Genomic DNA, 23,661 nt, shown 5'->3' on the forward strand with positions numbered 1-23,661 from the left:
CCCATTTGGCGTAGAAGAGTGGACCGAAGCGGTCGCCGGGCCGCAAACAATACATGAAAGCGCCGCGCTGGCTGTTGCGGCGCAGCCACACTCATTGTCAGACCGCCGATTTATGGACCCGTTCATGCGCACCCAAGACACCATCTACCTCAAGGACTATGCCGCCAGCCCCTACCGGATCGTGTCAGCAGATCTCGATTTCCGGATCACCGAAGCCGATACACGGGTGCGGGCGCTACTGACGATCGAGCCGCGCGAGGACACCGCAGCCGGAACGCCGCTGGTGCTTGACGGCAATGAGCTGACGCTGGGTTCGATCGCCATTGATGGCGCGCCGCTGGTGCTGTCGGCCTATGGCGCCGACGCCAGCGGGCTGACGGTCTTTGAACCACCATTGCGCCGCTTCGTGCTGGAAACCGAGGTTACGCTCAAGCCCGAAGGCAATACCCGGCTGATGGGGCTGTACCGCTCGGGCGGCACCTGGTGCACCCAGTGTGAGGCCGAAGGTTTCCGCCGCATCACCTATTATCTGGACCGCCCCGACAATCTGGCGCTGTTCAAGGTGCGGATCACCGCGCCGCTGAACGTGGCGCCAGTGCTGCTGTCCAATGGCAATCTGATTGACCAGGGCGATGCCGGCGAGGGCATGCACTTTGCCGTCTGGGAGGACCCCTTCCCCAAGCCGTCCTATCTGTTTGCCCTGGTGGCGGGCGATCTGGGATCGATCACCGACAGCTTCACCACTGCCTCGGGCCGCAAGGTCGCGCTGGCGATCTATTGCAGCCATGGCAAGGAAGACCAGTGCCTGTGGGCAATGGACAGCCTGAAGCGCTCGATGGCCTGGGATGAGCGGCGCTTTGGCCGCGAGTATGATCTGGACATCTTCAATATCGTGGCGGTGTCGGACTTCAACTTTGGCGCGATGGAGAACAAGGGCCTCAACATCTTCAACGACAAGCTGGTCTTCGCCCAGCCCGAGAGCGCCACCGACGCCGACTATGACGGCATTGAGCGGGTGATCGCGCATGAGTATTTCCATAATTGGACTGGCAACAGAATCACTTGCCGCGACTGGTTCCAGCTGTGCCTGAAGGAGGGCCTGACGGTCTATCGCGACCAGGAATTCACCAGCGATGAGCGCAGCCGGCCCGTCAAGCGCATCTCCGATGTGGTCGGCTTGCGGTCGGGGCAGTTCCCCGAGGATGGCGGCCCGCTCGCCCATCCGGCGCGGCCGGACCAGTATAGCGAGATCAACAATTTCTATACGGCCACTGTCTACGAAAAGGGCGCCGAGATCGTGCGCATGCTGGCGACGCTCTTGGGCGAAGCCGGATTCCGCAAGGGCATGGACCTGTATTTCGAGCGCCATGACGGGCAAGCGACAACGATCGAAGCTTTTCTGGCGGTGTTTGCCGAAGCCAATGATGTCGATCTGGAGCAGTTCAAGACCTGGTATCTGCAGGCCGGCACGCCGCGCCTGAGCGTCAGCGACAGCTATGATGGGGCGAGCCAGACCTATACGCTCAAGCTCGGCCAGCAGACGCAGCCGACACCGGGTCAGCCGACCAAGCAGGCCCTGGTGCTGCCGATCAAGTTCGGCCTGATCGGCCCCAATGGCAGCGAGATGAGCTGGACCGGGGTGAGCGGCGGCACGGTGCGCGACGATATGATCGTGCTCGATACCGCCGAGGCCGAAATCCGTTTCACCGGCGTTCCCAACAAGCCGGTGCCCTCGCTGCTGCGCGGCTTTTCAGCTCCGGTCAATATGGACACCACGCTCAGCCAGGCCGATCAGCTGTTCCTGGCCCAGCATGACAGCGATCCGTTCAACCGCTGGCAGGCGCTGCAGGATGTCGGCATGGCGCTGGCCGTGGCGGCAATCGGCGGCACGCCCTGGAGCCAGCAGGCGGTCACCGCGCTCAGCCAGGCCATGGCTGAAACGCTGGCCAGCGAGACGCTGGACGACGCGTTCAAGGCACTGGCCCTGAACCTGCCCGCCGAAGCCCAGATCAGTCGCACCATTGGCAAGGATATCGATCCTGACCGGGTGCACATGGTGCGGGCCGCGCTGCTCAAGGCGGTGTTTACGCCCCTGGCGCTGCAATTGCTGCAGACCTATCGCAAGCTCTCCAGCGACGCGCCCTATGCCCCCGACGCGGCCAGCACGGGCCGACGCGCGCTGCGCAACCGGCTGCTCGGCCTGCTGGTGAGCAGCGATGCCGCTGGTGCAGCCGATCTCGCGGCGCAGCAATATGCCGGCGCCCGCAATATGACCGACCGCCTGGCAGCGTTGAGCGTCAGCGCCCTTGCCTGGACGCCGGACGCGGAGGCGCTGCTGGCCCACTTCCACACCAATTTTGCCGCAACCAACCCGCTGGTGCTGGACAAGTGGCTGGCGGTGACGGCCAGCGTGCCCCAGGACATGGTGATCGACCGCATGCGTGCCGTGCTGGCGGACCCGAACTTCCCCAAGACCAACCCCAACCGGCTGCGCTCACTGGTGGGCGTGTTCTCGATGGCCAATCCCACCCAGTTCGCCCGCGCCGATGGCGCCGGTTTCCGCTTTGTGGCCGAAACCGTGGTGGAGATCGACAGCATCAATCCGCAGGTTGCGGCCCGGCTGCTGACCGGTTTCCGGGTCTGGCCCATGCTGGAAGAGGAGCGCCGCGCCGCAGCGAAGACCGCCCTGCTCTGGCTCGAGACCAGCGGCTCACTGAGCCGCAATACCGCCGACATCCTCACGCGCATGTTGGCAAGCTAAATCGCCGCCATTGTTGGAAGAATTTTTCTTCAACAGCTAAGTGATTCTGCCGACTCGCATTTTTGCGGGTCGGCCCGCTGCCGCCATTTTCGAGGTCTGGACACGCGAGTCGCGCTGATTCATTGTTCGTTAAGGGCAAATCGGGTCGGGCAAAGACAGCCTCGCAGGATGGAGAATTGCATGGGGCGGGTGGAAACATCCGGTGTCGGCGCCAGAGGGTTGGGCGCACACCAGCAGCGGGCGACAATGCCCCCTGCCAGCGATGGTTTTGAGGCACATGCGCGCCTGGGGCACAGCCTGGTGCTGTCCCCGATCACGGCTGCGGTGGCGTTGACCGCCGTGTTTGCCGCCCTGCTGTTTGTCGCCTACGACACGGTGTGCACCTTTGCTGCCGCCCAGCATGATCTGCCCAGCAACGCGGCATGGACCGCCGACAATTCCGGGACGAATGGTACGGCAGCAGCCAGCGCCACCCCGCCCATGTCCCGCCAGTTTGACCTGCTGCGGCGCGCCAGCCTGATCACGGCGCCACCCGCCGATAGTCTGGCGGCCTTTCCCAGCCATTTCCTCCCGGCGACCAATCTCGGGCCGCAGGCCGAGGGCGCGGCAGCGCCAAACCAGTGGGCTGCCATCGGGCAGCGTGCCGGCATCGCCTTTGGCCTGGCGGGTCTGCTGACAGTCCTCGTCTGGCGCCGCAGGCGCGGCGACATGCCCGACCTGCTGCAGCGCCACAGTTACCGCATACTGGCTGCCGCCATCCCGATGGGCGTGGCCTGCTGGACCAGGGACGGGGTGCTGGTGACCTGCAATGAGCAGTATCGGGCCCGGCTCGATCTATGCGGCAAGACGGTCACCTATCATGACGCGGTCAAACGGATGATCGCCGGCGGCTATGTCAAAATACTCAACGATGATGCCAATAATCGCCTGCTGGAACTACATGCGCGCGACGGCTCGTGCCTGCTGATTGACGAGCGGCCATTGGCCGATGGCGGCTTCATGACGCTGGTCAGCGATGTGACCGAGCGCAAGAAGACCGACACCATGCTGCAGACGATCCGCGAGGAACAGCGCCAGCTGGCGCGGCGCTACCATGAGGAAAAGCTCAACGCCGAGGCGGCCAACCGCGCCAAGACCAATTTTCTGGCCCATCTCAGCCACGACATCCGCACGCCGCTCAACCACATTATCGGCTTTGCCGATCTGATGCGGCACCAGGCCTATGGGCCGCTGGGCGATGCCCGCTATGCCGACTATGTGCAGTCGATCAAAAGCTCGGGCGAACATCTCCTGGCCTCGTTTGCCACCATTCTCGATCTGGCCGAACTGGAGGGGGGGCGCAAGGCGCTGCGCCATGATCCGCTCCAGGTCGATGATGTGCTCGGAAGCGTATTGACGCGGTTTGCCGGAACGGCCGCCCGGGCCAAGGTCGGGCTGGAACTCACACGCACCTGCGGCGCCACCATTGAAGGCGACCGGCTCGGCCTGGTGCGCATGGTCTCCAATATCGTGGAAAACTCGTTGCGCTTTACCCCGGCTGGCGGCCGGATCACCCTGTCCGCCTTTGCGGCCGATGATGGCGTGGTACTGGAAATCACCGACACCGGCATCGGCATGAGCCAGGAGCGGCTGGCCAGCCTGTCGCAGCCCTTCGCGCTGGGAGACGCCACCTTCACCCGCGAGGGCGCCGGCCCCGGCCTGGGACTTTCGATTGCCCAGGCCATTGCCGAGCAGAGCGGCGGCTCGCTCGCCATCGACTCCAGTCCCGCGCTGGGCACCACGGTTGCCATCTCGCTGCCCCTGCTGACGGCCGATCTGTCGGTGGCCGCCTGATGCTGAACCGGCAATGGCATGACGCGCACCCCATGCCCGACAAGGCGACGCTGGAACAGCGCATCGCCTGGCATCTCGAACATGCCGCACAATGCGGTTGCCGCGACATGCCCGAGAGCATCAAGCGCGAACTGGCGGCACGCGGCATTGACCTGCCGCAGCGGCCGACGCGCTAAAGGCCCCGTGCCTTTTCATACCAGGCCCTGGCGGCCTCGGTGACCTCGGCCCGCATGGCGGCAAGATCGAGCTCCAGCCGTTCGAAATTGGGGTAGTTCGTCAAGCCGGCGAGCAATTCCCGAAACGCGTTGGGCCAGACTTCATCCTTGAGCGGCTGCACCAGCGCTGAACTCATCACCTGCAGCACCGTCGAATACACCCCATGGATTTCGGCCAGCCGGGCGCCCTGCGGCACCAGGCCGGTCTCGCCGAGCCGGCTCAGCACCGGCGCGGTGGCGGCTTGCGGCAAGGCGATGGTCTGGCCGGCCAGCAATTGCGCCGACTGGACGATGAATTCGAGGTCGATCAATCCGCCCTCGGCCAGTTTCAGGTCAAAGGCGTGCCGCGGCGGGCGCTCCTTGGCCATCATGGCGCGCATGGCGAGCACATCGTCCACGGTCTTGGCAGCGTCGCGGGCGCGCGAGATCGCCGCATTGATGGCGTCGTTGATGACATCGCCAAAACTGCCATCGGCCAGAATGACGCGGGCGCGGCTCAGCGCCAGATGCTCCCAGGTCCAGGCATTGTCGCGATGATAGGAGGTGAATCCGGCCAGGCTTGTCGCCAGCGGCCCGGCATTGCCCGAGGGGCGCAGCCGCATATCGGCTTCGTACAGCACGCCCTCGCCGGTCGGCGCGGTGATGGCAGCCACCAGACGCTGGGTCAGGCGCGTGTAGTAGTGGTTGGTGCTGAGCGGCTTTGGCCCGTCGGACTCGCCATCGACTGCGTCGTAAAGCAGGATGAAGTCGAGATCGGAGGCGACGGTCATTTCGTGGCTGGCCATCTTGCCAAAGGCCAGCAGCGCCACCTTGCCGCCTTCCATGACGCCGTGTCGCCGTTCGAACTCGGCGCGCACGCTGTCAAACAGGCGGTGCAGCAGGGTCTCGGCCAGCGCGGTGAACTGTTCGCCGGCGCCCCGCGCGTCCACCGTGCCCGAGAGCAATCCGGCGGCGATCAGGAATTTCTGCTCCTGGCCGATGATGCGGGCGCGGTCGATGACCTCTTCATAGGAGCGGGCATCGGCCAGAAAGGCATCGACCTTGGCGATCAGCGCATCGCGGCGGGTGACATCATTGGCGAAAGCGGGGTCGATCAGCCCGTCCATCACATGGGCCCGGTGGATCACCGACTCGGCCATGCGCGGCGCCGAAGCCAGCAATTGCACGAGCAGGGTGCGCAGGCTGGGATGATTGCGCAGCAGGGCAAACAATTGCACCCCAACGGGCAGGCGCGACAGGAAATCATCGAATTTGGCCAGCGCCGCGTCGGCGTTGCCGGTATTGCTCAAGGTGACCAGCAAGGCGGGCAGCAATTCGGTGAGGTGGGCGCGCGCGGCCGAGGCCCGGGTTGCTGGGTAGCTGCCATAGTGCCATTTGCGGACGATTTCGATGGCCTTGGTGGCGTCAGCAAACCCCATATTGGTCAGGGTTTCGAGCGTGCCGGGATCGTCATCGCTGCCGGTGAACACCAGATTGCCTTCGCCGCTCCCCAGGCTTTCACCCTCGGTGAACAGATCGGAATAATAGGCGGTGACCAGTTCGAGGGCGGCGCGATAATCGGTCTCGAACTGGCGCAGATCGGGCTCGCCCATCAGTTGCCCGATCACCGCGACGTCGGCGGCAGTGGCTGGCATGACATGGGTCTGCTCATCGCGCAGCATTTGCAGCCGGTTCTCGACGGCGCGCAGATACCAGTAGGTCTGGCTCAGCTCAGTGGCGGCGCGGGGCGAAATCCAGTTGGCGTCAGCCAGCGCAGCCAGGGCATGGGCGGTCGGCTTGACGCGCAGGGTCTTGTCGCGACCGCCGGCGATCAATTGCTGGGTCTGGGTGAAAAACTCGATCTCGCGGATGCCGCCGCGGCCCAGCTTGACGTTGTGGCCCTCGACGCGGATCGAGCCGACATTCTTGGCGATATTGATCTGGCGCTTCATCGCCTGGATATCGGCGATGGTGGCGAAGTCGAGATGCTTGCGCCAGATATAGGGCGCCAGCTCCTTGAGGAAGGCCTGCCCCACCTGGCGGTCCCCGGCACAGGCGCGCGCCTTGATCCAGGCGGCCCGCTCCCAGTTCTGGCCGCGGCTCTCGTAATAGGACAGCGCCGCATCAACCGAAATGGCGACCGGGGTCGAGCCCGGATCGGGGCGCAGGCGCAAATCGGTGCGGAACACATAGCCATGGGGCTGGCGGTCTTCCATCAGCCCGACCAGCTTCTGCACCATGCGTGAATAGGTCCTGGTGGCCTCCAGCGGATCGCGCAGCACGCCCTTTTGCGGGTCGTAGAACACCACGATGTCGATATCGGAGGAGTAGTTCAGCTCCTGGCCGCCATGCTTGCCCAGCGCAAAGATGGCCAGACCCGAATTGGCCGCGTTGGCCTGGTCGGGCGGCAGGGTGAGCTGGTCGCGCGCGCTGGCCTGACGCATCAGAAGATTGAGCGCGGCATCAAGGGCAGCGTCGGCCAGATCCGAGAGCGCGGCGGTGGCCTGCGCCGTGGTCCAGGCCCCCCCGGTTTCGGCAATGGCCGCCAGCAGCGCCGTGCGGCCCTTGGCTATGCGCAGAATGGGGCCGAGTTCGGCTTCGTCAGCCGCGGTATTGCCCGCCGTTTCAACCGCATCGATGATGTCGATGAAACTGCCATCGGGCGTGTCGCTGAGCGCCACCACCAGCCAATCCACATTGTCCTGGGCCAGCCCCAGCAGATAGGGCGCCAGTTCCAGCAGCGGGCCAAGGGCTGTTGCCGCCTGGCCGAGCACCGCCTGGTGGGCGTCGGACTGCTCGCCCAGCCACGCGCTGAAAACCGGCGTCGGGATCGGGGGGAGCGGATTGAGTTTTGTGACCATGCAAAAGGGATAGCTTGGCGGGCCAATGGCGGCAAGGCGCCACGCGCGACTAAGTCGGGGCCCCCGGCTGATCGGTCAGGCGGCCGGCAGGTCGATCACGGCGCGCACGCCCGGCGCATTGTCCTCGACACGAAAGCTGCCGCCATGCAGCCGGGCCACGGCATTGACCAGTGACAGGCCCAGGCCCGAGCCGGACTCGGAGCGGCTCTTTTCGAGGCGAACAAACCGTTCGATGACGCGCTGGCGATCGGGTTCGGGAATGCCGGGGCCGTTATCGGCCACTTCGATCAGCACGCGGTCACCGGCCCGACGCAGGCCAACGGTAATCCGCCCCTGCGCTTGTCCCTCGCCCTGGCCCTCGGGCCGGGCATATTTGACTGCGTTTTCCAGCAGATTGACCATGGCCTGGCCAATCAACTCGCGATTGGCATGCAGGTGCACGCCTTCGGTAATGGTGGTTTCCACGACAATGCCGGCATCTTCGGCCACCGGACCATAAAGCTCGGCGACATCGGCAACGATGGCGCTGACATCGTTGTCCTTGAGCGCGCCCGAGGGGGCCCCGGCCTCGGCGCGGGCGATCATCAGCAGGGCGTTGAAGGTCTGGATCAGGCGGTCGCTTTCGGCAATGGTGGTTTCCAGCGCCTGCTGCCGGGTTTCATCGCTGGCGCCCTCGCGCAGGGCCGACTCGGCCTGATTGCGCAGCCGCGTCAGCGGCGTCTTGAGATCATGGGCGACATTGTCGGTGACTTCCTTGAGCCCCTGCAGCAATTGCTCGATGCGGTCCAGCATGGCGTTCAGATTGGTGGCGAGACCATCGAACTCGTCATTGCGCCTGGTCACCGGCACGCGTTCGGACAGATTGCCCGACATGATCTTGGTGGAGGTATCGCGGATTGCATCAATGCGGCGCAGCACGCGTTGCGCGGTGATGCCGCCGGCAATGATGGAAAAGGCAATGATGCCGAGCACGCCGATCAGAAAGCTCTGGATGATGATGGCGGAAAAGCCGCGCCGCTCGACCACGTCGCGCCCGACGACCAGGCGCATGCCATTGCTCAGCTCGACCGAGCGTACCACGGCATAGCCCGATTTGGCGGGCTGCGGGTCCCGCCCCTCAAGCTGTTCGGGGTTGTCGGTCAGCGCGTCGGCGCGCTCATAGTCAAAGCCGTAAGTGCCCGGCGTCAGCAGCACATCCACCGGCACATCGGTGACATTGCCCAGCAGGTACTGGCCCGAAGCATCACCGAGAAAATACACCCCCGGCCCCGGCGCGCGCGAGATACGCTCGACGGCAAAGGCCAGCGCGCGCACGCCCTGATTGGCATCGATGCGCTGCAGGATGCGTACTTCACGGTCGATTTCATCGGCCTGCTGGCGCTGGATCGAGACGTTGGACTGCCAGCCGATAAAGCCCAGCAGCAGGATCGAGAAGATCCCGAAGATCAGAATGAACGTGGCCGTCAGGCGGACCGTCGAGGTGCGCCAGAGCTGGGCGAAATGGCTGAACTGGCTCACCAGCTACTCGCGGATCATGTAGCCGGCGCCACGCACGGTCTGCAGCAACGGGCTGGCATGGCCCTTGTCGATCTTGGAGCGCAGGCGCGACATGTGCACGTCAATGACATTGGTCTGAGGATCAAAGTGATAGTCCCAGACATTTTCCAGCAGCATGGTGCGGGTCACCACCTTGCCGGCATTCTTCATCAGATATTCCAGCAGGCGGAACTCACGCGGCTGCAGGAGGATGGTCTCGCCGTCGCGCTCGACCTTGCGCGACAGGCGATCAAGGCTCAGGCCACCCACGGCATAGCTGGTGGCGGCTTCCGACGGGCTGGAGCGGCGCGCCAGCACTTCGACACGGGCCAGCAGTTCGGTAAAGGCATAGGGCTTGGTCAGGTAATCATCGCCGCCCGCCCGCAGGCCGGTTACACGGTCATCGACTTCCCCCAGCGCGGACAGAATGAGCACCGGGGTCTTGTCGCCCTCGGCGCGCAGCGATTCAACGATGGACAGGCCATCGCGGCGCGGCAGCATCCGGTCGACGATGAGAACGTCATAATCCATGCCCGAAGCCATGGCGTAGCCGGTTTCGCCATCAGCGGCGTGATGGGTGATGTGCCCGGCCTCATCGAGCGCCTGCATCAGATAGCTTGCGGCCTCGCGATCATCTTCGATCAGCAGAATCTTCACCGCGACGCTCCGTGTGTGACGCTAGATATCTCAGTCGTCACCCTCCCCCTTACGGGGAGGGTCAGGGAGGGGGTGGGTTGGCCCAAATTTCGGTGCTCCCGCACTCCCTCCCAACCTCCCCCGTCGAGGGGGAGGTGCCGTCCGGTAATTGTGGCGCGACAAGCGCCACAACAATGCAAGGCTATTCGCTCAGCGGCAGGCCGATAAAGCGGGCCTCGCCGTCACGGCTGGCCTTGACCAAAGCCGTATTGAGCCCCTTGGCCTTGACCGCGTCGATCGCCGCTTCGAACTCTTCGAGGCTGGCTACCGGCGTGTTGTTGACCTCAAGAATGGCGTCGCCAACGGCCAGACCCTTCTCCGCAGCTGGCGAGTCCTCGTCAACCTGCTGGATCAGCAGGCCACCGCCGCCATCGGCATTGGGCACCAGTGTCAGGCCGACACTGGACTTGCTGGGCAGCTCGGCCGGCGGGGTCGGCTGGACCGGCTCTTCGGTGGCAGCGGCAGTCTCATTGAGGGTCTGCAGCTTGACCGACAGCTTGGTCTCGGCGCCATCACGCCAGATGGTCAGTTCAACCGTGGAGTCGGGGGTCTTGCCGGCAATGGTGCGGCTAAGGTCGAGCGCATCCTCGATCGGGTCGCCGTCAACAGCGATGATGATGTCGCCAGATTTGACGCCGGCATCACCGGCCGGGCCGTCAGTGGCCGGTTCACGCACGATGGCGCCCTTGGCGTCGCTCAGGCCGACACCGTCAGCAATGTCACGGGTGACATCCTGAATGGAGACGCCAAGATAGCCGCGGGTCACCGAGCCATCATCGATCAACTGCTGGACGATGCCCTTGACGGTAGCCGCCGGGATCGCAAAGGCGATGCCGACATTGCCGCCATTGGGCGAGTAGATGGCGGTGTTGACGCCGATCACTTCACCCTCGGTATTGAAGGCGGGGCCACCGGAATTGCCGGTGTTGACGGCCGCGTCGATCTGCAGGAAATCGCCATAATTGGAGCCGCCGATATTGCGGCCCGAACCGGAGATGACGCCGACGGTCACGGTGCCGCCCAGGCCAAACGGATTGCCCACGGCCACCACCCAGTCGCCGACGCGGCTGGCTTCGGTCTCAAACTTGACGAAGGGCAGATCGCTGCCCTCGATCTTGAGCACGGCCAGATCGGTGCGCTGGTCGGTGCCGACAATGGTGGCGACCTTTTCGGTGCCGTCCTCGAACAACACCGTTACCTTGGTGGCATCTTCAACGACGTGATTATTGGTGACGATATAGCCATCAGCCGAGATCACGAAGCCGGAGCCGGCGGCCATGTACTGGCGCGGCTTGGGCACGGGGGCGTCGCTGCCGGGACCCTGCTGACCGAACTGGTCAAAGAAATCGCGGAAGGGATGGCCCTCTGGCAAATCGGGGAAATTGAAATCGAACTGACGCCCGCCCCGCTGCACCCGGCTATTCTGGCTTTCCTGGGCCTCGACAAGAATGGAGACCACGGCGGGTTTGACGGCCTCGACCAGATCGGCAAAGCCGGCATGGGGCTGAATTTCCTGCGGCACGACGATCTGGGCAGCGTTCTGCACCTGGGCATTTGCCGTCTGGCCGGTGATGACATAGGCGGTGGAAACACCGCCAACACCGATCATCAGCGCCAAGGCAGAAACCCCGAGCCAGCGACTGGTACGTTTCATGATGGATGGACGCATTGCGGTTGTTCTCCTTCGGGCAAGCCCTCAACAGCTTGAGGGGGTGGTTATGAAACACCTGAGCTTGCTGCGAGGTTGCGCCAACATTAAGGTTTGGCAATGTTGAGGGCGAGATTGCGGCAGTAAATCAGTCGCTGCTGTGGCGCTCAAGACTATCGAGCGCAGCCTGTTCCTCGGCACTCAACCCTGGCTGAACAGTGGTGGGCCGCTGACGCCCCACCAGCACCAGCACCAGCAAGCCGGCGAGCAGCAAGGCGGGAGCGGCGATCCACAGCAGCAGGGTCTGATCAGTGACGCGCGGATTGAGCAGCACATATTCGCCGTAGCGGTCGACCAGATATTGCTGCACCGCCGCGTCACTATCGCCGGCGACCAGCCGCTCGCGCACCAGAAGGCGCAGATCCTTGGCCAGATCGGCATCGCTGTCGTCAATCGACTGATTCTGGCAGACCAGACAGCGCAGCCCCGCCGAGATATCGCGCGCCCGCTGCTCGAGCACCGGATCATCGAGCATTTCATCGGGGCTGACGGCCAGCGCCGCGCCGCTCAGCAGCAGGACCATGGTCAGGGCAAGGGCGCGCAACCAGATCATTCTGCCGGCTCCGGCGCCGCTCTGCGCGCGCGGCGTGGCGCGCCCACGCGCACCTTGCGGTCGGTGAGCGAGATGATGCCGGCCAGCGCCATCAGCAAGGTGCCCAGCCAGATCAGCGTGATGTAGGGCTTGTGCCAGACGCGCACGACATGGGTATTTTCCAGCGGTTCGCCCAATTGCAGATAGAGCTGGGAGAAGCCGTAGGTTTCGATGGCGGCTTCGGTGGTAGGCATGCCGCTGGCGACATAGGTGCGGCGGTCGGCCATGGTCTGGCGCGTCTGGCCATTGGGCCCGGTAATGGTGAAGCGGCCTTCATCGGCCAGATAATTGGGCCCGGGCACCTGTGCAAAGCTGTCAAAGGCAATGCTGTAGCCGGCCAGCTCAGCGGTTTCGCCCGGGTTCAGCGTGGTGACCAGTTCGCTCTCCCAGGCACTGGTCGAGACAATGCCCAGCACGGTGATGCCGATGCCGAAATGGGCGATCGCGGTCGACCAGATCGAGCGCGGCAGGCCCGCCAGCCGGCGCCAGCTCTCCTGGGTCGGAATGCGGCCCAGTTTGGCGCGCTCGACCAGTTCGGCAAAGGCGCCAAAGGCGACCCAGAAGCCGAGCAGCAGGCCCAGTGGCGCCAGGGAGATCGACACCCCGCCCAGCGCCGAGATCAGGATGGTGAAAAATACCGCCAGCGCAGCCGCGCCGATCAGGCGTTGGGCTGCCGCCACCACATCGGCGCGCTTCCAGGCCAGCAGCGGACCAAAGGGCAGTACCAGCAAAAGCGGCGCCATCAGGGCGCCAAAGGTGAGGTTGAAGAACGGCGCGCCCACTGAAATGGAGGTGCCCGCCAGGGCATCGAGCAGCAGTGGATAGAGCGTCCCCACCAGCACCGCCCCCACGGCCGTGGCGAGGAACAGATTGTTCAGGATCAGCGCGCCTTCGCGGCTGACCGGGGCAAACAGCCCACCCTGGCGCAGGGCGGCGGCGCGCAGCGCAAACAGGAAGAACGCTCCGCCAATGACCAGTGCCAGCAGGCTCAGGATCACCAGACCGCGCGTCGGATCGCTGGCAAAGGTATGTACCGAGGTCAGAATGCCCGAGCGCACCAGGAACGTGCCGAGCAGCGATAGCGAGAAGGTGATGATGGACAGAAAGATCGTCCAGATCTTGAGCGCATTGCGCTTTTCCATCACCAGCGCCGAGTGCAGCAGCGCCGTGCCGGCCAGCCAGGGCATGAAGCTGGCATTTTCCACCGGGTCCCAGAACCACCAGCCACCCCAGCCAAGCTCGTAGTAGGCCCAGTAGGAGCCCATGGCGATGCCCAGCGTCAGGAAAGTCCAGCTCAGCATCGCCCAGGGGCGTACCCAGCGGGCCCAGGCCTGATCGATGCGGCCCGAAATCAACGCGGCAATGGCGAAGGAGAAGCAGACCGAGAAGCCGACATAGCCGGCATAGAGCAGGGGCGGATGGATCGCCAGACCGATATCCTGCAGCACCGGGTTGAGGTCATTGCCCTGCAGCGGCGCCGGAAATACCCGCGCAAACGGGTTGGAGGTCAAGATGGTGAAGCCGGCAAACGCGGCCGTCAGCAGGCTCTGGGTGGCCAGCACCAGGGTCAGCAGGTCGTGCGGCAGGCGGCGGCCGAAGGCGGCAACCATGGCGCCGAAACTGACCAGGATGAATATCCACAGCACCATGGAGCCTTCGTGATTGCCCCAGACGCCGGAGATCTTGAAGATCAGCGGCTTGAGCGAATGGGAATGGTTCACCGCCAGCAGCAGCGAGAAGTCCGAGGTGACGAAGGCCTGGACCAGCGCCAGAAAGGCCACGGCCACCAGCACGAATTGCAGGATGGCGGCCTGGCTGAGCACCTGCGCGATGCGCGCGCCCGAGCGCCAGAACGCATAGCCGCCGATCGCGCCCATGGTGGCGATGGCAAAGGCCAGGATCAGCGCGAAATGGCCAAGTTCAATGCTCACTGCGCCGTCTCCGGACGCCATTCGCCGCTGGCCTTGAGGGCGTCGACGACTTCCTTGGGAAGGTAGTTTTCATCGTGCTTGGCCAGCACATTCGTGGCGGTGAACTGACCATCGGAGCCCATGCTGCCCTCGGCGACCACGCCCTGCCCCTCGCGGAACAGATCGGGCAGCAGGCCGACATAGCGGGCCGTCACGTCATTGGCGCCATCGGTGACGATGAACACATTGTCCTGCCCGTCCCGCACCCAGCTGGCGTCCTTGACCAGGCCACCGAGCCGGATCGGCTGACCGATGGCGATGTCGCGGGCCATGATGTCGGATGGCGAATGGAAAAACACGATCTGGTCGCGCAGTGCCACCAGCACCAGCGTGGTCGCCAGCGCCAGCACCAGCGCCAGCCCGGCGATGACCGCCAGCCGCTTCTGCTTGCGCGTCCAACCCGACTTGCGAACGCCGATGGGCATGGTCATGGCTTTGCTCCCTTGATGGTGAGGCCGGCGCCGAGCGCCAGCGTATCGAGTTCGCCGCGATCGAAGGCCTGCGGATAGGCCGAAACGGCCTCGTCAAAGGCCGCCTGGGCCTTGGCGGTGTCGCCCAGCACCAGATAGGCGCGCACCAATTGGGTCCACTCCTCAATGGTGCCGCCCTGCTCGGCCAATCGTGACGCGAGGCCCGAGACCATGCCGGCGATCATCTCTGCTTGCTGATCATCAAGCGCGGCGGCCGGACCGTCAACCGGCTCGGCACCGTCGTTCTGGGCCACGGCGAGACCCTGCTGGGCGGCGGGCAGCCAGGGTTCATCGCCCGTCGACAGCGCCAGGGCGTCGTTCCAGGCGGCAATGGCGGCCGGATAGTCGCCCTGCCGTGTCAGTTCGGCAGCGATATAGAGCCGCGACAGCACATGGCGCGGGTCGCTGGCGGCAGCGGTGCGCAACAAGTCCATCGCCTCGGGCGAGCCCGCGCCCTGCGCCTCGAACATCAGTGCTTCGGCCAGATTGGTCTGCAGGTCGGGCGTCGGGCCTGACAGCGCGATGATGCGGCGATAGGCCTGCACGGCATCGCCGAAGCGGCCCATTTGCATGTAGGCGGGGGCAATCACCGTCCAGCCGCGCAGATCGTCGGGATTGGCAGCCAGCGCGGCTTCGATGCGCACAATGGCCTGGTCCAGGTCAACCTCCTGGGTTGCACTCGCCGGCACCCGGTCAGCCAATGGCTGCGCCGGCAGGTCGGGACTGCCCAGTTGCGCATAGACCACCAGAGCCAGCGCGGCGATGCCAGCCAGACCGGCCAGCAGGGGTGCACGACCCATTTCGGGGCGCCGCGCTGCGACCTGTTGCGTTTCCGCCTTGAGGCGCAGGATTTCGCGGGCCAGTTCGCCCTTGGCGGCCTCGGCGTCGGCGGCTTCCAGCTTGCCGGCGGCGAGATCGGCATCGATCCCGGCCAGCACAAGGCCAAAATCACGGTTGCCATCAGCCAATTCAGGCCCGGCTGCGTTGACCGTGCGCGAGCCCGCTGCGTAAAGAAGGGCAGCGCACGCAATGGCGGTAACAGCGATGGCGATAAACCAGAAAATCATGGCCCCCGAATACTTAGCGCCGACGCACGGCAATATGGCCCCATCTATAACCGGAATACGGCGAAAAACCACAAAAACACGGACCATTGCGGGGGACGCATTGCCACAGGCCGGTATTGCGGCATGAAGCAGAGCCGCGTCGACTTTGCCATTATCGGCGCCACGCCGCTGGCGCGCCTGCTGGCCGGGCTGCTGGCCACGGTGCATGGCAAGTCGGTGCTGTTCCAGGGCGCGAGCGTGGCGGGGCAGCGCCTGCCGCAGGGGCTCGATCTGTCGGTGGCGGCGATAACGCGACCGCAAAGCTGGGCTCTGCTGGCCCAGACCGTCCCCGAGACCACGAGGCTGATCAGCCGGATCGGCAAGCGGGCATCAGTGCTCCGGATGGACCCGATCCTGTTCGCCGACGGGGCTCCGGGCAAGCAGGCGCTGGCCCATGTCCGCCACATGGCGGCGGCCTATGGGGTGGCGGCCGAGCGGACGCCGCTGCACTTTCTCGGGCCGGACCGCGATGGCGTGATGCTGCGCGATGCGGTGCTGCTGCGCCGGGCCGTGCTGGAACCCGCCCTCGACAGCTGGATGGCGCAAAGCGGCGTAAAGCGGCTGCCGGTCGAGGTGCCGCTGCAGATCCAGTGGGACGGCCGGGCAGAATGCGTTCTTGCGGACGAAACCACCACCATTGGCCAAACCATCCTGGCCGATGATGCCGCCATCGTCACCCATCTGGCGGCCACAAGCTGGCCGACGCTGCTGCAGCAGCAATTGGCCAGCACCATCCTGACCATCCCGCACCAGAAACTGGCGGCGCCAGTCCTGTGCCAGCTCGATAGCGGGGTGATGCTCAACCAGCTTGCCGGCGGGGGCATCATGGCGCACGGACCGGGTGCGATCGACGCGCTGTCCCTCGCACTGGGCACGGCGCTGGGCCAGACCGGCGTCGTCCGGCATGCCGGTCAAGCCAGCTTTCCAGGGGTGATCACCCGCGACGGCGCCCCGGCAGCCGGTCGCTTGGGGGGGACGGGCCCGGATGTGCTGGCCGGTTTTGGCGCCATCGGGGCGTTTCTGGCGCCGGCCATCGCCCGCTGGCTGTGCGGCCAGGCCAGCGCGTCGGAGAATGACTGGTTTGCCGCGCACCTGGTGGACCGAAACCATGCGGACAGCCGGGTCAGCGATATCGGAGCGCCACGATGAGGGGGCAGCCCAACAGGCTGGCCGCTGCCACCGCCGGACCACTGGCCGGCAGCGCCATTGATCGCGACCAGAAGCTGCAGTTCAAGCTGGATGGGCGCACGATCGAGGGGTTTGCTGGCGATAGCGTGCTCAGCGCCGTGCTGGCTGCGGGTATCGATACGGTCGGCCGCGGGGCCGAAGGACCGCTGGCGCTCTCCAGCCGGTTTGCGCCCGCCATTATAGCCGCCGCGCAGGCCAGTGATCCGCAGCGCGCCCTGGCGATGGAGCGGACGCCGATCACCGCGGGCGCCGAATATCGGACGCTGGCGCCGCGTTCGCGCTATGCGGCGCTGCATCGGCTGCGCAACCTGCTCGCGCCGGGCACTTCATTGGGGGTGGATGTGCGCCAGGCCAACGCCATAGCCCTGCCCTGGACAGAAGGGATCGGCGCGGTCGAGACCCCGGCCGACCTTATTGTGGTGGGGGGTGGCGTCGCCGGCATGTCGGCCGCTGTCGCTGCTGCCGATAGCGGGTTGAGCGTTATCCTGCTTGAAGCCTCGCCGCGTCTGGGCGGCTATGGCGGGCTGTTTGGCAGCCTGGACGGCGAGGAAACGCCCGAGGCGAGCTGGCTGCGGCTGGGTGCGGCCATTGCCGGTTCTCCCGGCATCACGGCGCTGACCCACGCCGCCGTCTATGCGGCGCGGCCGGGTGCGGTGCGCGTTCACATCACCGACAAGGCCGACACCATGCCATCGGCGCGGGTGGTGGATCTGCACGCCAATTACATCGTTATCGCCACGGGCGCGAGCGAGCGCCTGCCGGTCTTTGCCGGCAATCGGCTGCCGGGCATTGTGGGCCTGCGCGAGGCCTATGATCTGGCAAGGAACTATGGCGTGTGGTGTGGCCAGTCGGCGCTGTTCGCCACCGCCAGCAGCGCCGCCTATCGGCTGGCCATGCTGGCCCGCGACGCCCGCATTGCCGTGCCCCGCATCATCGATGCGCGGCCGCAGCCGCAATCGCGCTTCATCGAGTTCAGCAAGGCCTACGGCATCACCATGGCGCCTGGCACCATAATCGCCGAAACCCGGCATGCGCCGCAGGGGGCGGGGTTGGTGGTCAGCCCGCATCTGGCCATGGCCGGCTTTGCCCACGAGGAGCCGACGCTGAGCGCGGACCAGCTGGTAGTGTGCGGTGGCTGGCAGCCCCATCTGGAACTCTGGCACATGGCGGGCGGCACCAGCCACTGGAACGCGCAACAGCAGCGGCTCGAGCCCGGCTCCGGCCCTCAGGGCATGGCCCTGGCCGGCAATGCGGCAGGCTATCTGGGCCATAGCGCCTGTCTGGCGAGCGGGCGCGCGGCCATCAACCAGCTGCTCGACCGGCCCGCAGTGGCGGTCACGGAACGGCGCGTCGACCCGATCTACGAGACGGCGGACGCCCCCTGCCCGATCGCGCCGCCGAGCGAGCAGGCTGTTGCACCCAGCTTTCTTGACGCTGGCCATGGCGCGCTGGCCCGCCCGCGCCCGGCGGCCACACGCTGGCCCGGCTGGTTGCCACGTGTGCCCAGCACGCCAGCGTGGAATTTGGCAGATGTGCCGCAGGCGCTGACGACGTCCGATATCGCCGCAGGCGTGCAATTGGGGCTGATTGCCCCCGACAACGCCGGCGCGTTGGCGCGGGAACGGGTCGCCATGGTCACCATCGCAGCCCGCTCGGGCAGCAGCGAGCCAAGCTCGCCGCCGGATATGGCGCCGCTGGTGCCGGGGTTTTTGACCGGCAGGTTCGGGCCCGAAGTCGAACTCTGGTTGATCGAGCCCGAGGACCGGCGCGCGCTGGAGCCGGGTGCGCTGCTGCAGCGTGATAGTGACAGCGCCGATCCGCAGGCCGCAATTGGCGTGGTGTTGCGGGCAGTCGAGAACGGCAGCATTGCGCTGCTTGCGGCGCCTTTCGCCCGGGCCGGACGCACTGCTGCGGTGCGGGAACAGGGCCGGGCCATTCCGGTGCGACTGACGGCGCCCTATCGCAGGGCCGGGAACTAGCTGCTGCGTTCGGCCGACGCCCGGGCGCGGCGCAGTGTTTCGGCATATTCGGGGTTGAAGCGCACTTCGGCCATCTTGATGCCGGCATCGAGGCGCGCGGCAATCACCGGGTCGGTCGGGTGTTGCCGCACCAGATCGAGGTTGCGCTGCAACTGCATTTCGAGCGCCTCGGCCGACTGGCTCCAGGCCTGGTCGAACACCGCGTTCAGCGCCATGGAGGCGCGGCATTCGCGCACTGTCGCCAGCAGATAGACCCCGCTGATGGCCGCCAGGATCTTGTCATTGTCGAGCCGGTCGGCCTTGGGATCGCGGCCGCGGCGCAGCGCCTGGTTGAGGTCGGGCACCACTTCGCGCAGGCGCGGCTCGATGCGTTCGGAAACCTGTTTGGTCAGCGCTGAGAGATTGGCGGCCCACTGGCTGCCGCGCTCAAACTCGATATAGCCGGTCAGGGCGCGCACCAGCCGGTGAAACCGGTACAGGCCGCGACAGATCAGATCAATGTCGGCAAAGGCGCCGGCCGGTTGCAGCAGGTGGATCTGGTTTTGCGCGTGCGCCAGCATGGCGTCAACCACCGGCCCGAAGCCGCTGCGCGCGACGGCGACTTCGTTGGCGCTGCCCGAGAGCTTGATGATGGTGGTGATGAGGCGGGTCGGGTTGGCGATCTGGCGCATGGCGGCGTGGAACAGCAGGGCGGCCAGCGGCGGGTCGTTCAGCGGCATGGATTGCAGCGCGGTGCCCAGCGCGGCATCCTCGCCAATGGTGTTGATGGCTTTGCCAAATGCTGTCGCCTTGGCCAACAGGGGACGACTGCGCAGCGCGTTGAGCAATTGCGGCAGGGCGGCGCGGGCATCGTCGCTGCCCAGCATGGCGCGCAGGCGACGATTGGCTTCTGGATCGGCTTCGGCTGCCGCCAGCCCGGCTGTCATGCGGGTCATGATCTCGGGCATTTGCGGCCCGAGCCAGGTGGCCGTCAGGCTGCCATCAACCAGTTGCTCGGGTGAAATGATATCGGCACATAGGTCGCGGCAGACCCAGGTCCAGCCCGCCACGACATTGCTGCGACGCAGCGACCCCGGAAACGAAAACGTCACCGGATCTTCAACGATGATCGCGTCAAGCATCCCGGCAAATGGCTTCACCGCCGGGCGCGCAGCGCGCGTGGCAGATTTGGCAGCCGGAGCTGGCGGGTCGGTTCGATTGGCAGCTTGGGACATGGAAGCAGTCGGTTGGGAACTATCTTGCCCCAAGCCTAGCGCCCGTTAGTAAATAATCCGTACCGCCCGGGCGAGAGTCTGGCTGTTATGCAGCGCCTTTTTCGACCATCCAATTACCGTTCTGTTCGCGGCAGGCCGTGCCCTTCTTGACGAATTCGCGGCCGCCGACTTTGACGGTGTGGGTGAAATCGCGGCAATCGAGATTATTGACCCGGACATAGGGGCCAACCGCAACCGAGCCCGTGGTGCCCTTGTCACCCGACCAAGCGCGTGGCGCGCCGGGGCGACCGAACTGCAGCGCATAGAACTGGGCGGTGTTGGCGGCAGCCGAGTCGGCAGCCGACATCAAGGCCAGCGCAGCGGGATCGACAAAGCCGTTCGAGACGCTGGTGGTGGCCAGGGCCTGCTGGGTGGTCTGGGCCGGGCTGGCAACCAGGGGGGCCGCAAAGACCGGCGCGGCGGCGGCAACCGGCGCCTGTACCACCTGGTTCGATCCTGTGCTGGCGCACGCTGCCAGGGTCAGGGCGATAACGGGGGTGGCAATGATGGCGAAACGGTTCATGGGGTCAGGTCTCTGAATGGTTGGAAGGCTCTTGTTGCGGCAATACGGCGAAAATGCGTCATCCGGCCGCCGGTGGGCCACCGCCCTGGCGCGCTGTTGGCAGGCGCAACTCGACCAGCAGGCCGCCCAGCGCCGAGCGTTGCAGGGTCAGCGTGCCGCCATAAACATCTACCAGTTCCTTGACGATATCGAGCCCCAAGCCGCTGCCGGGCGTTTTCTCGTCCAGTCTGACACCGCGACGCAACACTTTGTGGGCGTCCTGCTCGCTCAGACCGGCTCCATTGTCGTCGATCCGGATCACCAGATTGCTGCCGACCTCGCCGCGTTCGGCCTCCAGCCGCACCTCCACCTGCCCCGTCGACCACTTGCAGGCATTATCGAGCAGATTGCCGGCGATCTCCTCGAGATCGGATTCGTCGCCACGAAACCACGGCAGGGCCGGGTCGACAGGCTGCAGGGTAACGCTGACCTCGGGGTGGATCTTGCCCATCACCCGGATCAGCCTTGTGATGATCGCCACGGCGTTGGTTTTCTTGCCGACCACGGCGGTGCGGGCCGTCAGCCGGGCCCGCTCCAGATAGCTGCCGACAATGGTGCTCATCTTGTCGCTTTCGGCCCGCACCACGCTGGCCAGTGCACCCTGGGTGGCGGCCGCCTCATTGCGCAGCACGGCGATCGGGGTTTTCAGGCCATGCGCCAGATTGCCGACCTGACTGCGGGCGCGTTCAATGATCTGGGTATTGGAGCGCAGCAATTCGTTGACCTCTTCGGCCAGGGGCGCGATTTCACGCGGATAGCTGCCGGTCACGGCGGCGCTGTCGCCCTCGCGCACGCTTTCAATGGCCGCACTCAGCCGGGCAATCGGGCGCATGGCGAAACGGGCGACGATAAAGCTCATCATGGCCAGCATGACCCCCACGGCCCCCAGCACGATAAATGCCTGGCCGCGAAAATCGCCGACCAGTTCAAGGATTTCGCTGAGATTGCCGGTGACCGCAATTTCGTAGGAGCGCGGCCCCAGCGTCACCGTGCGCTCGATCACGCGCAGGCTGGTGCCGAACGCATCGTCCATCACGGTGCTGGCGCGCCCGGTCGGGCTGGCCGGCCCGGTGATGTCGGGCATTTCGATTCCGACCACCGAGGGCGACAGATTATACAGCGTGCCGTCAACATCACGGATCACCCAATACCAGCCCGAACGCGGGCGGCCGAAGCGGGGATCGGTCAGGGCAATGGCCTGGCTTTGCGGATCGCCGGTTTCCAGCAGCGCCCCGGCCAGGCTCTCAATGTGGAAATTGAGCGTTTCCGACAATGAGCGGTCGAGCGCCCGCGAATACAGGTCGGTCAGCAGAAAGCCGGTGGTGACCAGCGCCACGATCAGCCAGCCGGCCGATAACCAGAATAGCGATGCGGCGATCGAGCCCTTGCGCATGGACAGGGTGATCAGTCTTCCGCGATCTGGTAGCCCAGCCCGCGCACGGTCTGGATGCAGTCCTCGGGCAGCTTCTTGCGCAGCCGCCCGACAAACACCTCGATGGTGTTGCTGTCGCGGTCAAAATCCTGGTCGTAGAGGTGCTCGGTCAGTTCGGTGCGCGAAATGACCTTGCCCTTGTGATGCATCAGATAGCTGAGCAGGCGCAGTTCGTGGCTGGTCAGCTTGACCGACTGGCCCTCGACCGTCACCTTGCCCGAGCGGGCATCGAGCCGCACCGCGCCCGAGACAATTTCATTGGAGGCGAGCCCGGCAGCCCGGCGCACCAGGGCGCGAATGCGCGCCAGCACCTCTTCCATGTGGAACGGCTTGGCGACATAGTCGTCGGCGCCGGCATCAATGCCCTGCACCTTGTCGCTCCAGCGGTCACGCGCCGTCAGCAGCAGCACCGGCGTGGTCTTGCCATTGCGACGCCAGCTTTCCAGCACCGACAGGCCGTCCATTTGCGGCAGGCCGATATCGAGCACGATGGCGTCATAGGGTTCGGTATCGCCCAGAAAGTGGCCTTCATCGCCATCAAAGGCCACATCGACGACATAGCCGCCTTCGGTCAGCGCCTCTTTCAGCTGGCGATTGAGATTGACGTCATCTTCGACAACGAGAATGCGCATTGCCTGGCCCCCACATGCAGGAATTGAGTCTACTGCGCCGGCAGAACCAGGTTCTGCGCCGCGCCCGAGGCCTCCAATACGCCGATGTGATAAACGAGTCGGCCGCCCTCGTCACACACCGCAACATTGAGGATTTTGGCGCTGCCGTCTATGCCGGCCGCCGCCAGCACGGCATCAAGCGACATGATCTGCCCCGACGCCACCGCCTCCTGGATCTGGCGGTTATCGAGACATGCCTGCGCATTGGCCGGAGCGGCGCCGGCCAGCCCAATGGCCAGCGCGACGGCGACCGGCGCAAGGATTTTTGAGGTCAAGGTTTTCATGGCAGCAACATAGGGGGAGATTGCTGAATGGGACATGAATGGGGCAAAGCGGCCAAAACCTTAGAGCTTCGTGCTGCTGCCAGAGTCCCGGAGAATGGCATTTGCGGTGTGCCGGCTCATCAGGTTGCGTGGTACCATCAGGATTATGCCCTGAGCATTCGTCCACTTTTCATGAGACCCTTTCGCATGGGTCAGGTAGCGAAAGCCATTGGCTCGCAACACTTTGACGACGGCCGAATAATAGCCGTCGACCATTCACGCGGCTTTGCCGACTGGTCGCTGCCAGAGGATGGCCGGAATGATGTCTTCCGGTGCCGAGGACTCCAGCTCCGCCTTGCTCACATGATTGGCGATGACCAATCCGGGAGCAACCTCCATCATCACCGATTCAAATTCATCGATAGTCTTGGCCTCGATATGGAGACCGATGATGTCGCTATCGGCGTAGAAGACTTTGGCCTCGTCATCCCAATGCGCAGTGACGTTGAACATGCGCTTGATCATGCGTCACTCCCCGTTGTTTCCGTACCAGGAATATGAGTGACGTACCCGTCATTGGCAAGCC

20 protein-coding genes are annotated in these 23,661 nt (G+C 65.2%); 5 read left to right on the forward strand and 15 right to left on the reverse strand.

The features are described 5' to 3' along the window. The first annotated feature begins 124 nt into the window (after nucleotides 1-124). The 3 genes from pepN (at nucleotide 125) to ABFY71_RS07885 (ending at nucleotide 4,770) form a co-directional block, all read left to right on the forward strand. The gene (gene pepN, locus ABFY71_RS07875) at nucleotides 125-2,761 is read left to right on the forward strand and encodes an aminopeptidase N (protein WP_347945458.1); all 2,637 of its coding nucleotides are present in this window, start codon (nucleotides 125-127) and stop codon (nucleotides 2,759-2,761) included. 180 nt (nucleotides 2,762-2,941) lie between these two features. After that, nucleotides 2,942-4,594, forward strand: a complete 1,653-nt coding sequence (locus tag ABFY71_RS07880; protein ID WP_347945459.1) for a sensor histidine kinase — start codon at nucleotides 2,942-2,944, stop codon at nucleotides 4,592-4,594. Beyond that, on the forward strand, nucleotides 4,594-4,770 hold the full coding sequence (locus ABFY71_RS07885) for a hypothetical protein (RefSeq protein ID WP_347945460.1): 177 nt from the start codon (nucleotides 4,594-4,596) through the stop codon (nucleotides 4,768-4,770). Before ABFY71_RS07880 ends, ABFY71_RS07885 begins: the two co-directional genes overlap by 1 nt. On the opposite strand, the gene ABFY71_RS07890 is transcribed toward ABFY71_RS07885, so the two are convergent. From ABFY71_RS07890 to ccmI, 8 genes are all read right to left on the reverse strand, one after another. Then, nucleotides 4,767-7,649 carry a bifunctional [glutamine synthetase] adenylyltransferase/[glutamine synthetase]-adenylyl-L-tyrosine phosphorylase gene (locus tag ABFY71_RS07890; protein ID WP_347945461.1) on the reverse strand — a complete coding sequence of 961 codons (2,883 nt, stop codon included), beginning with the start codon at nucleotides 7,647-7,649 and terminating at the stop codon, nucleotides 4,767-4,769. The two genes, ABFY71_RS07885 and ABFY71_RS07890, sit on opposite strands and share 4 nt — an antisense overlap. 75 nt (nucleotides 7,650-7,724) lie before the next feature. Then, nucleotides 7,725-9,167 carry a HAMP domain-containing sensor histidine kinase gene (locus ABFY71_RS07895; RefSeq protein WP_347945462.1) on the reverse strand — a complete coding sequence of 481 codons (1,443 nt, stop codon included), beginning with the start codon at nucleotides 9,165-9,167 and terminating at the stop codon, nucleotides 7,725-7,727. A 3-nt stretch (nucleotides 9,168-9,170) separates the two neighbouring features. Further along, complete coding sequence (locus tag ABFY71_RS07900) at nucleotides 9,171-9,842, reverse strand: response regulator transcription factor (RefSeq protein WP_305579485.1); 672 nt, start codon at nucleotides 9,840-9,842, stop codon at nucleotides 9,171-9,173. Nucleotides 9,843-10,023: 181 nt separating this feature from the next. Beyond that, complete coding sequence (locus tag ABFY71_RS07905) at nucleotides 10,024-11,550, reverse strand: Do family serine endopeptidase (RefSeq protein WP_347945463.1); 1,527 nt, start codon at nucleotides 11,548-11,550, stop codon at nucleotides 10,024-10,026. A 127-nt stretch (nucleotides 11,551-11,677) separates the two neighbouring features. Beyond that, nucleotides 11,678-12,142 carry a cytochrome c-type biogenesis protein gene (locus ABFY71_RS07910; protein WP_347945464.1) on the reverse strand — a complete coding sequence of 155 codons (465 nt, stop codon included), beginning with the start codon at nucleotides 12,140-12,142 and terminating at the stop codon, nucleotides 11,678-11,680. Then, the gene (locus ABFY71_RS07915; RefSeq protein ID WP_347945465.1) at nucleotides 12,139-14,112 is read right to left on the reverse strand and encodes a heme lyase CcmF/NrfE family subunit; all 1,974 of its coding nucleotides are present in this window, start codon (nucleotides 14,110-14,112) and stop codon (nucleotides 12,139-12,141) included. Before ABFY71_RS07915 ends, ABFY71_RS07910 begins: the two co-directional genes overlap by 4 nt. Further along, the gene (ccmE, locus tag ABFY71_RS07920) at nucleotides 14,109-14,582 is read right to left on the reverse strand and encodes a cytochrome c maturation protein CcmE (protein WP_347945466.1); all 474 of its coding nucleotides are present in this window, start codon (nucleotides 14,580-14,582) and stop codon (nucleotides 14,109-14,111) included. The genes ABFY71_RS07915 and ccmE overlap by 4 nt, the downstream gene beginning before the upstream one ends. Beyond that, entirely contained in the window at nucleotides 14,579-15,688 is a 1,110-nt protein-coding gene (ccmI, locus tag ABFY71_RS07925) for a c-type cytochrome biogenesis protein CcmI (protein ID WP_347945467.1), read from the reverse strand. The genes ccmE and ccmI overlap by 4 nt, the downstream gene beginning before the upstream one ends. 123 nt (nucleotides 15,689-15,811) lie before the next feature. Here ccmI and ABFY71_RS07930 point away from each other — a divergent pair, with 123 nt between their 5' ends. Together ABFY71_RS07930 and ABFY71_RS07935 are read left to right on the forward strand one after the other, a co-directional pair. Then, complete coding sequence (locus ABFY71_RS07930; RefSeq protein ID WP_347945469.1) at nucleotides 15,812-16,876, forward strand: hypothetical protein; 1,065 nt, start codon at nucleotides 15,812-15,814, stop codon at nucleotides 16,874-16,876. Beyond that, nucleotides 16,873-18,894, forward strand: coding sequence for an FAD-dependent oxidoreductase (locus ABFY71_RS07935; protein ID WP_347945470.1), 2,022 nt, complete (start codon nucleotides 16,873-16,875; stop codon nucleotides 18,892-18,894). Before ABFY71_RS07930 ends, ABFY71_RS07935 begins: the two co-directional genes overlap by 4 nt. On the opposite strand, the gene ABFY71_RS07940 is transcribed toward ABFY71_RS07935, so the two are convergent. The 7 genes from ABFY71_RS07940 to ABFY71_RS07965 form a co-directional block, all read right to left on the reverse strand. Continuing rightward, the gene (locus tag ABFY71_RS07940; RefSeq protein WP_347945471.1) at nucleotides 18,891-20,108 is read right to left on the reverse strand and encodes a hypothetical protein; all 1,218 of its coding nucleotides are present in this window, start codon (nucleotides 20,106-20,108) and stop codon (nucleotides 18,891-18,893) included. The genes ABFY71_RS07935 and ABFY71_RS07940 overlap by 4 nt on opposite strands. An 85-nt stretch (nucleotides 20,109-20,193) precedes the next feature. Next, the gene (locus tag ABFY71_RS07945; RefSeq protein ID WP_305580650.1) at nucleotides 20,194-20,670 is read right to left on the reverse strand and encodes an RT0821/Lpp0805 family surface protein; all 477 of its coding nucleotides are present in this window, start codon (nucleotides 20,668-20,670) and stop codon (nucleotides 20,194-20,196) included. Nucleotides 20,671-20,728: 58 nt separating this feature from the next. Then, the gene (locus ABFY71_RS07950) at nucleotides 20,729-22,102 is read right to left on the reverse strand and encodes a sensor histidine kinase (RefSeq protein WP_347945472.1); all 1,374 of its coding nucleotides are present in this window, start codon (nucleotides 22,100-22,102) and stop codon (nucleotides 20,729-20,731) included. Between the two features lie 11 nt (nucleotides 22,103-22,113). Next, a complete protein-coding gene (locus tag ABFY71_RS07955; RefSeq protein ID WP_305580654.1) occupies nucleotides 22,114-22,773 on the reverse strand; it encodes a response regulator transcription factor in 660 nt (219 codons plus the stop codon). A gap of 29 nt (nucleotides 22,774-22,802) precedes the next feature. Beyond that, nucleotides 22,803-23,096, reverse strand: a complete 294-nt coding sequence (locus ABFY71_RS07960; protein ID WP_305580656.1) for a hypothetical protein — start codon at nucleotides 23,094-23,096, stop codon at nucleotides 22,803-22,805. A 60-nt stretch (nucleotides 23,097-23,156) separates the two neighbouring features. After that, entirely contained in the window at nucleotides 23,157-23,351 is a 195-nt protein-coding gene (locus ABFY71_RS19310) for a type II toxin-antitoxin system HicA family toxin (protein ID WP_431021516.1), read from the reverse strand. Further along, complete coding sequence (locus ABFY71_RS07965; RefSeq protein WP_305583049.1) at nucleotides 23,352-23,600, reverse strand: DUF1902 domain-containing protein; 249 nt, start codon at nucleotides 23,598-23,600, stop codon at nucleotides 23,352-23,354. It lies immediately after the preceding gene. Nucleotides 23,601-23,661 lie beyond the last annotated feature (61 nt).

This window comes from Devosia alba (genome assembly GCF_039938915.1).
GTDB lineage: Bacteria > Pseudomonadota > Alphaproteobacteria > Rhizobiales > Devosiaceae > Devosia > Devosia alba.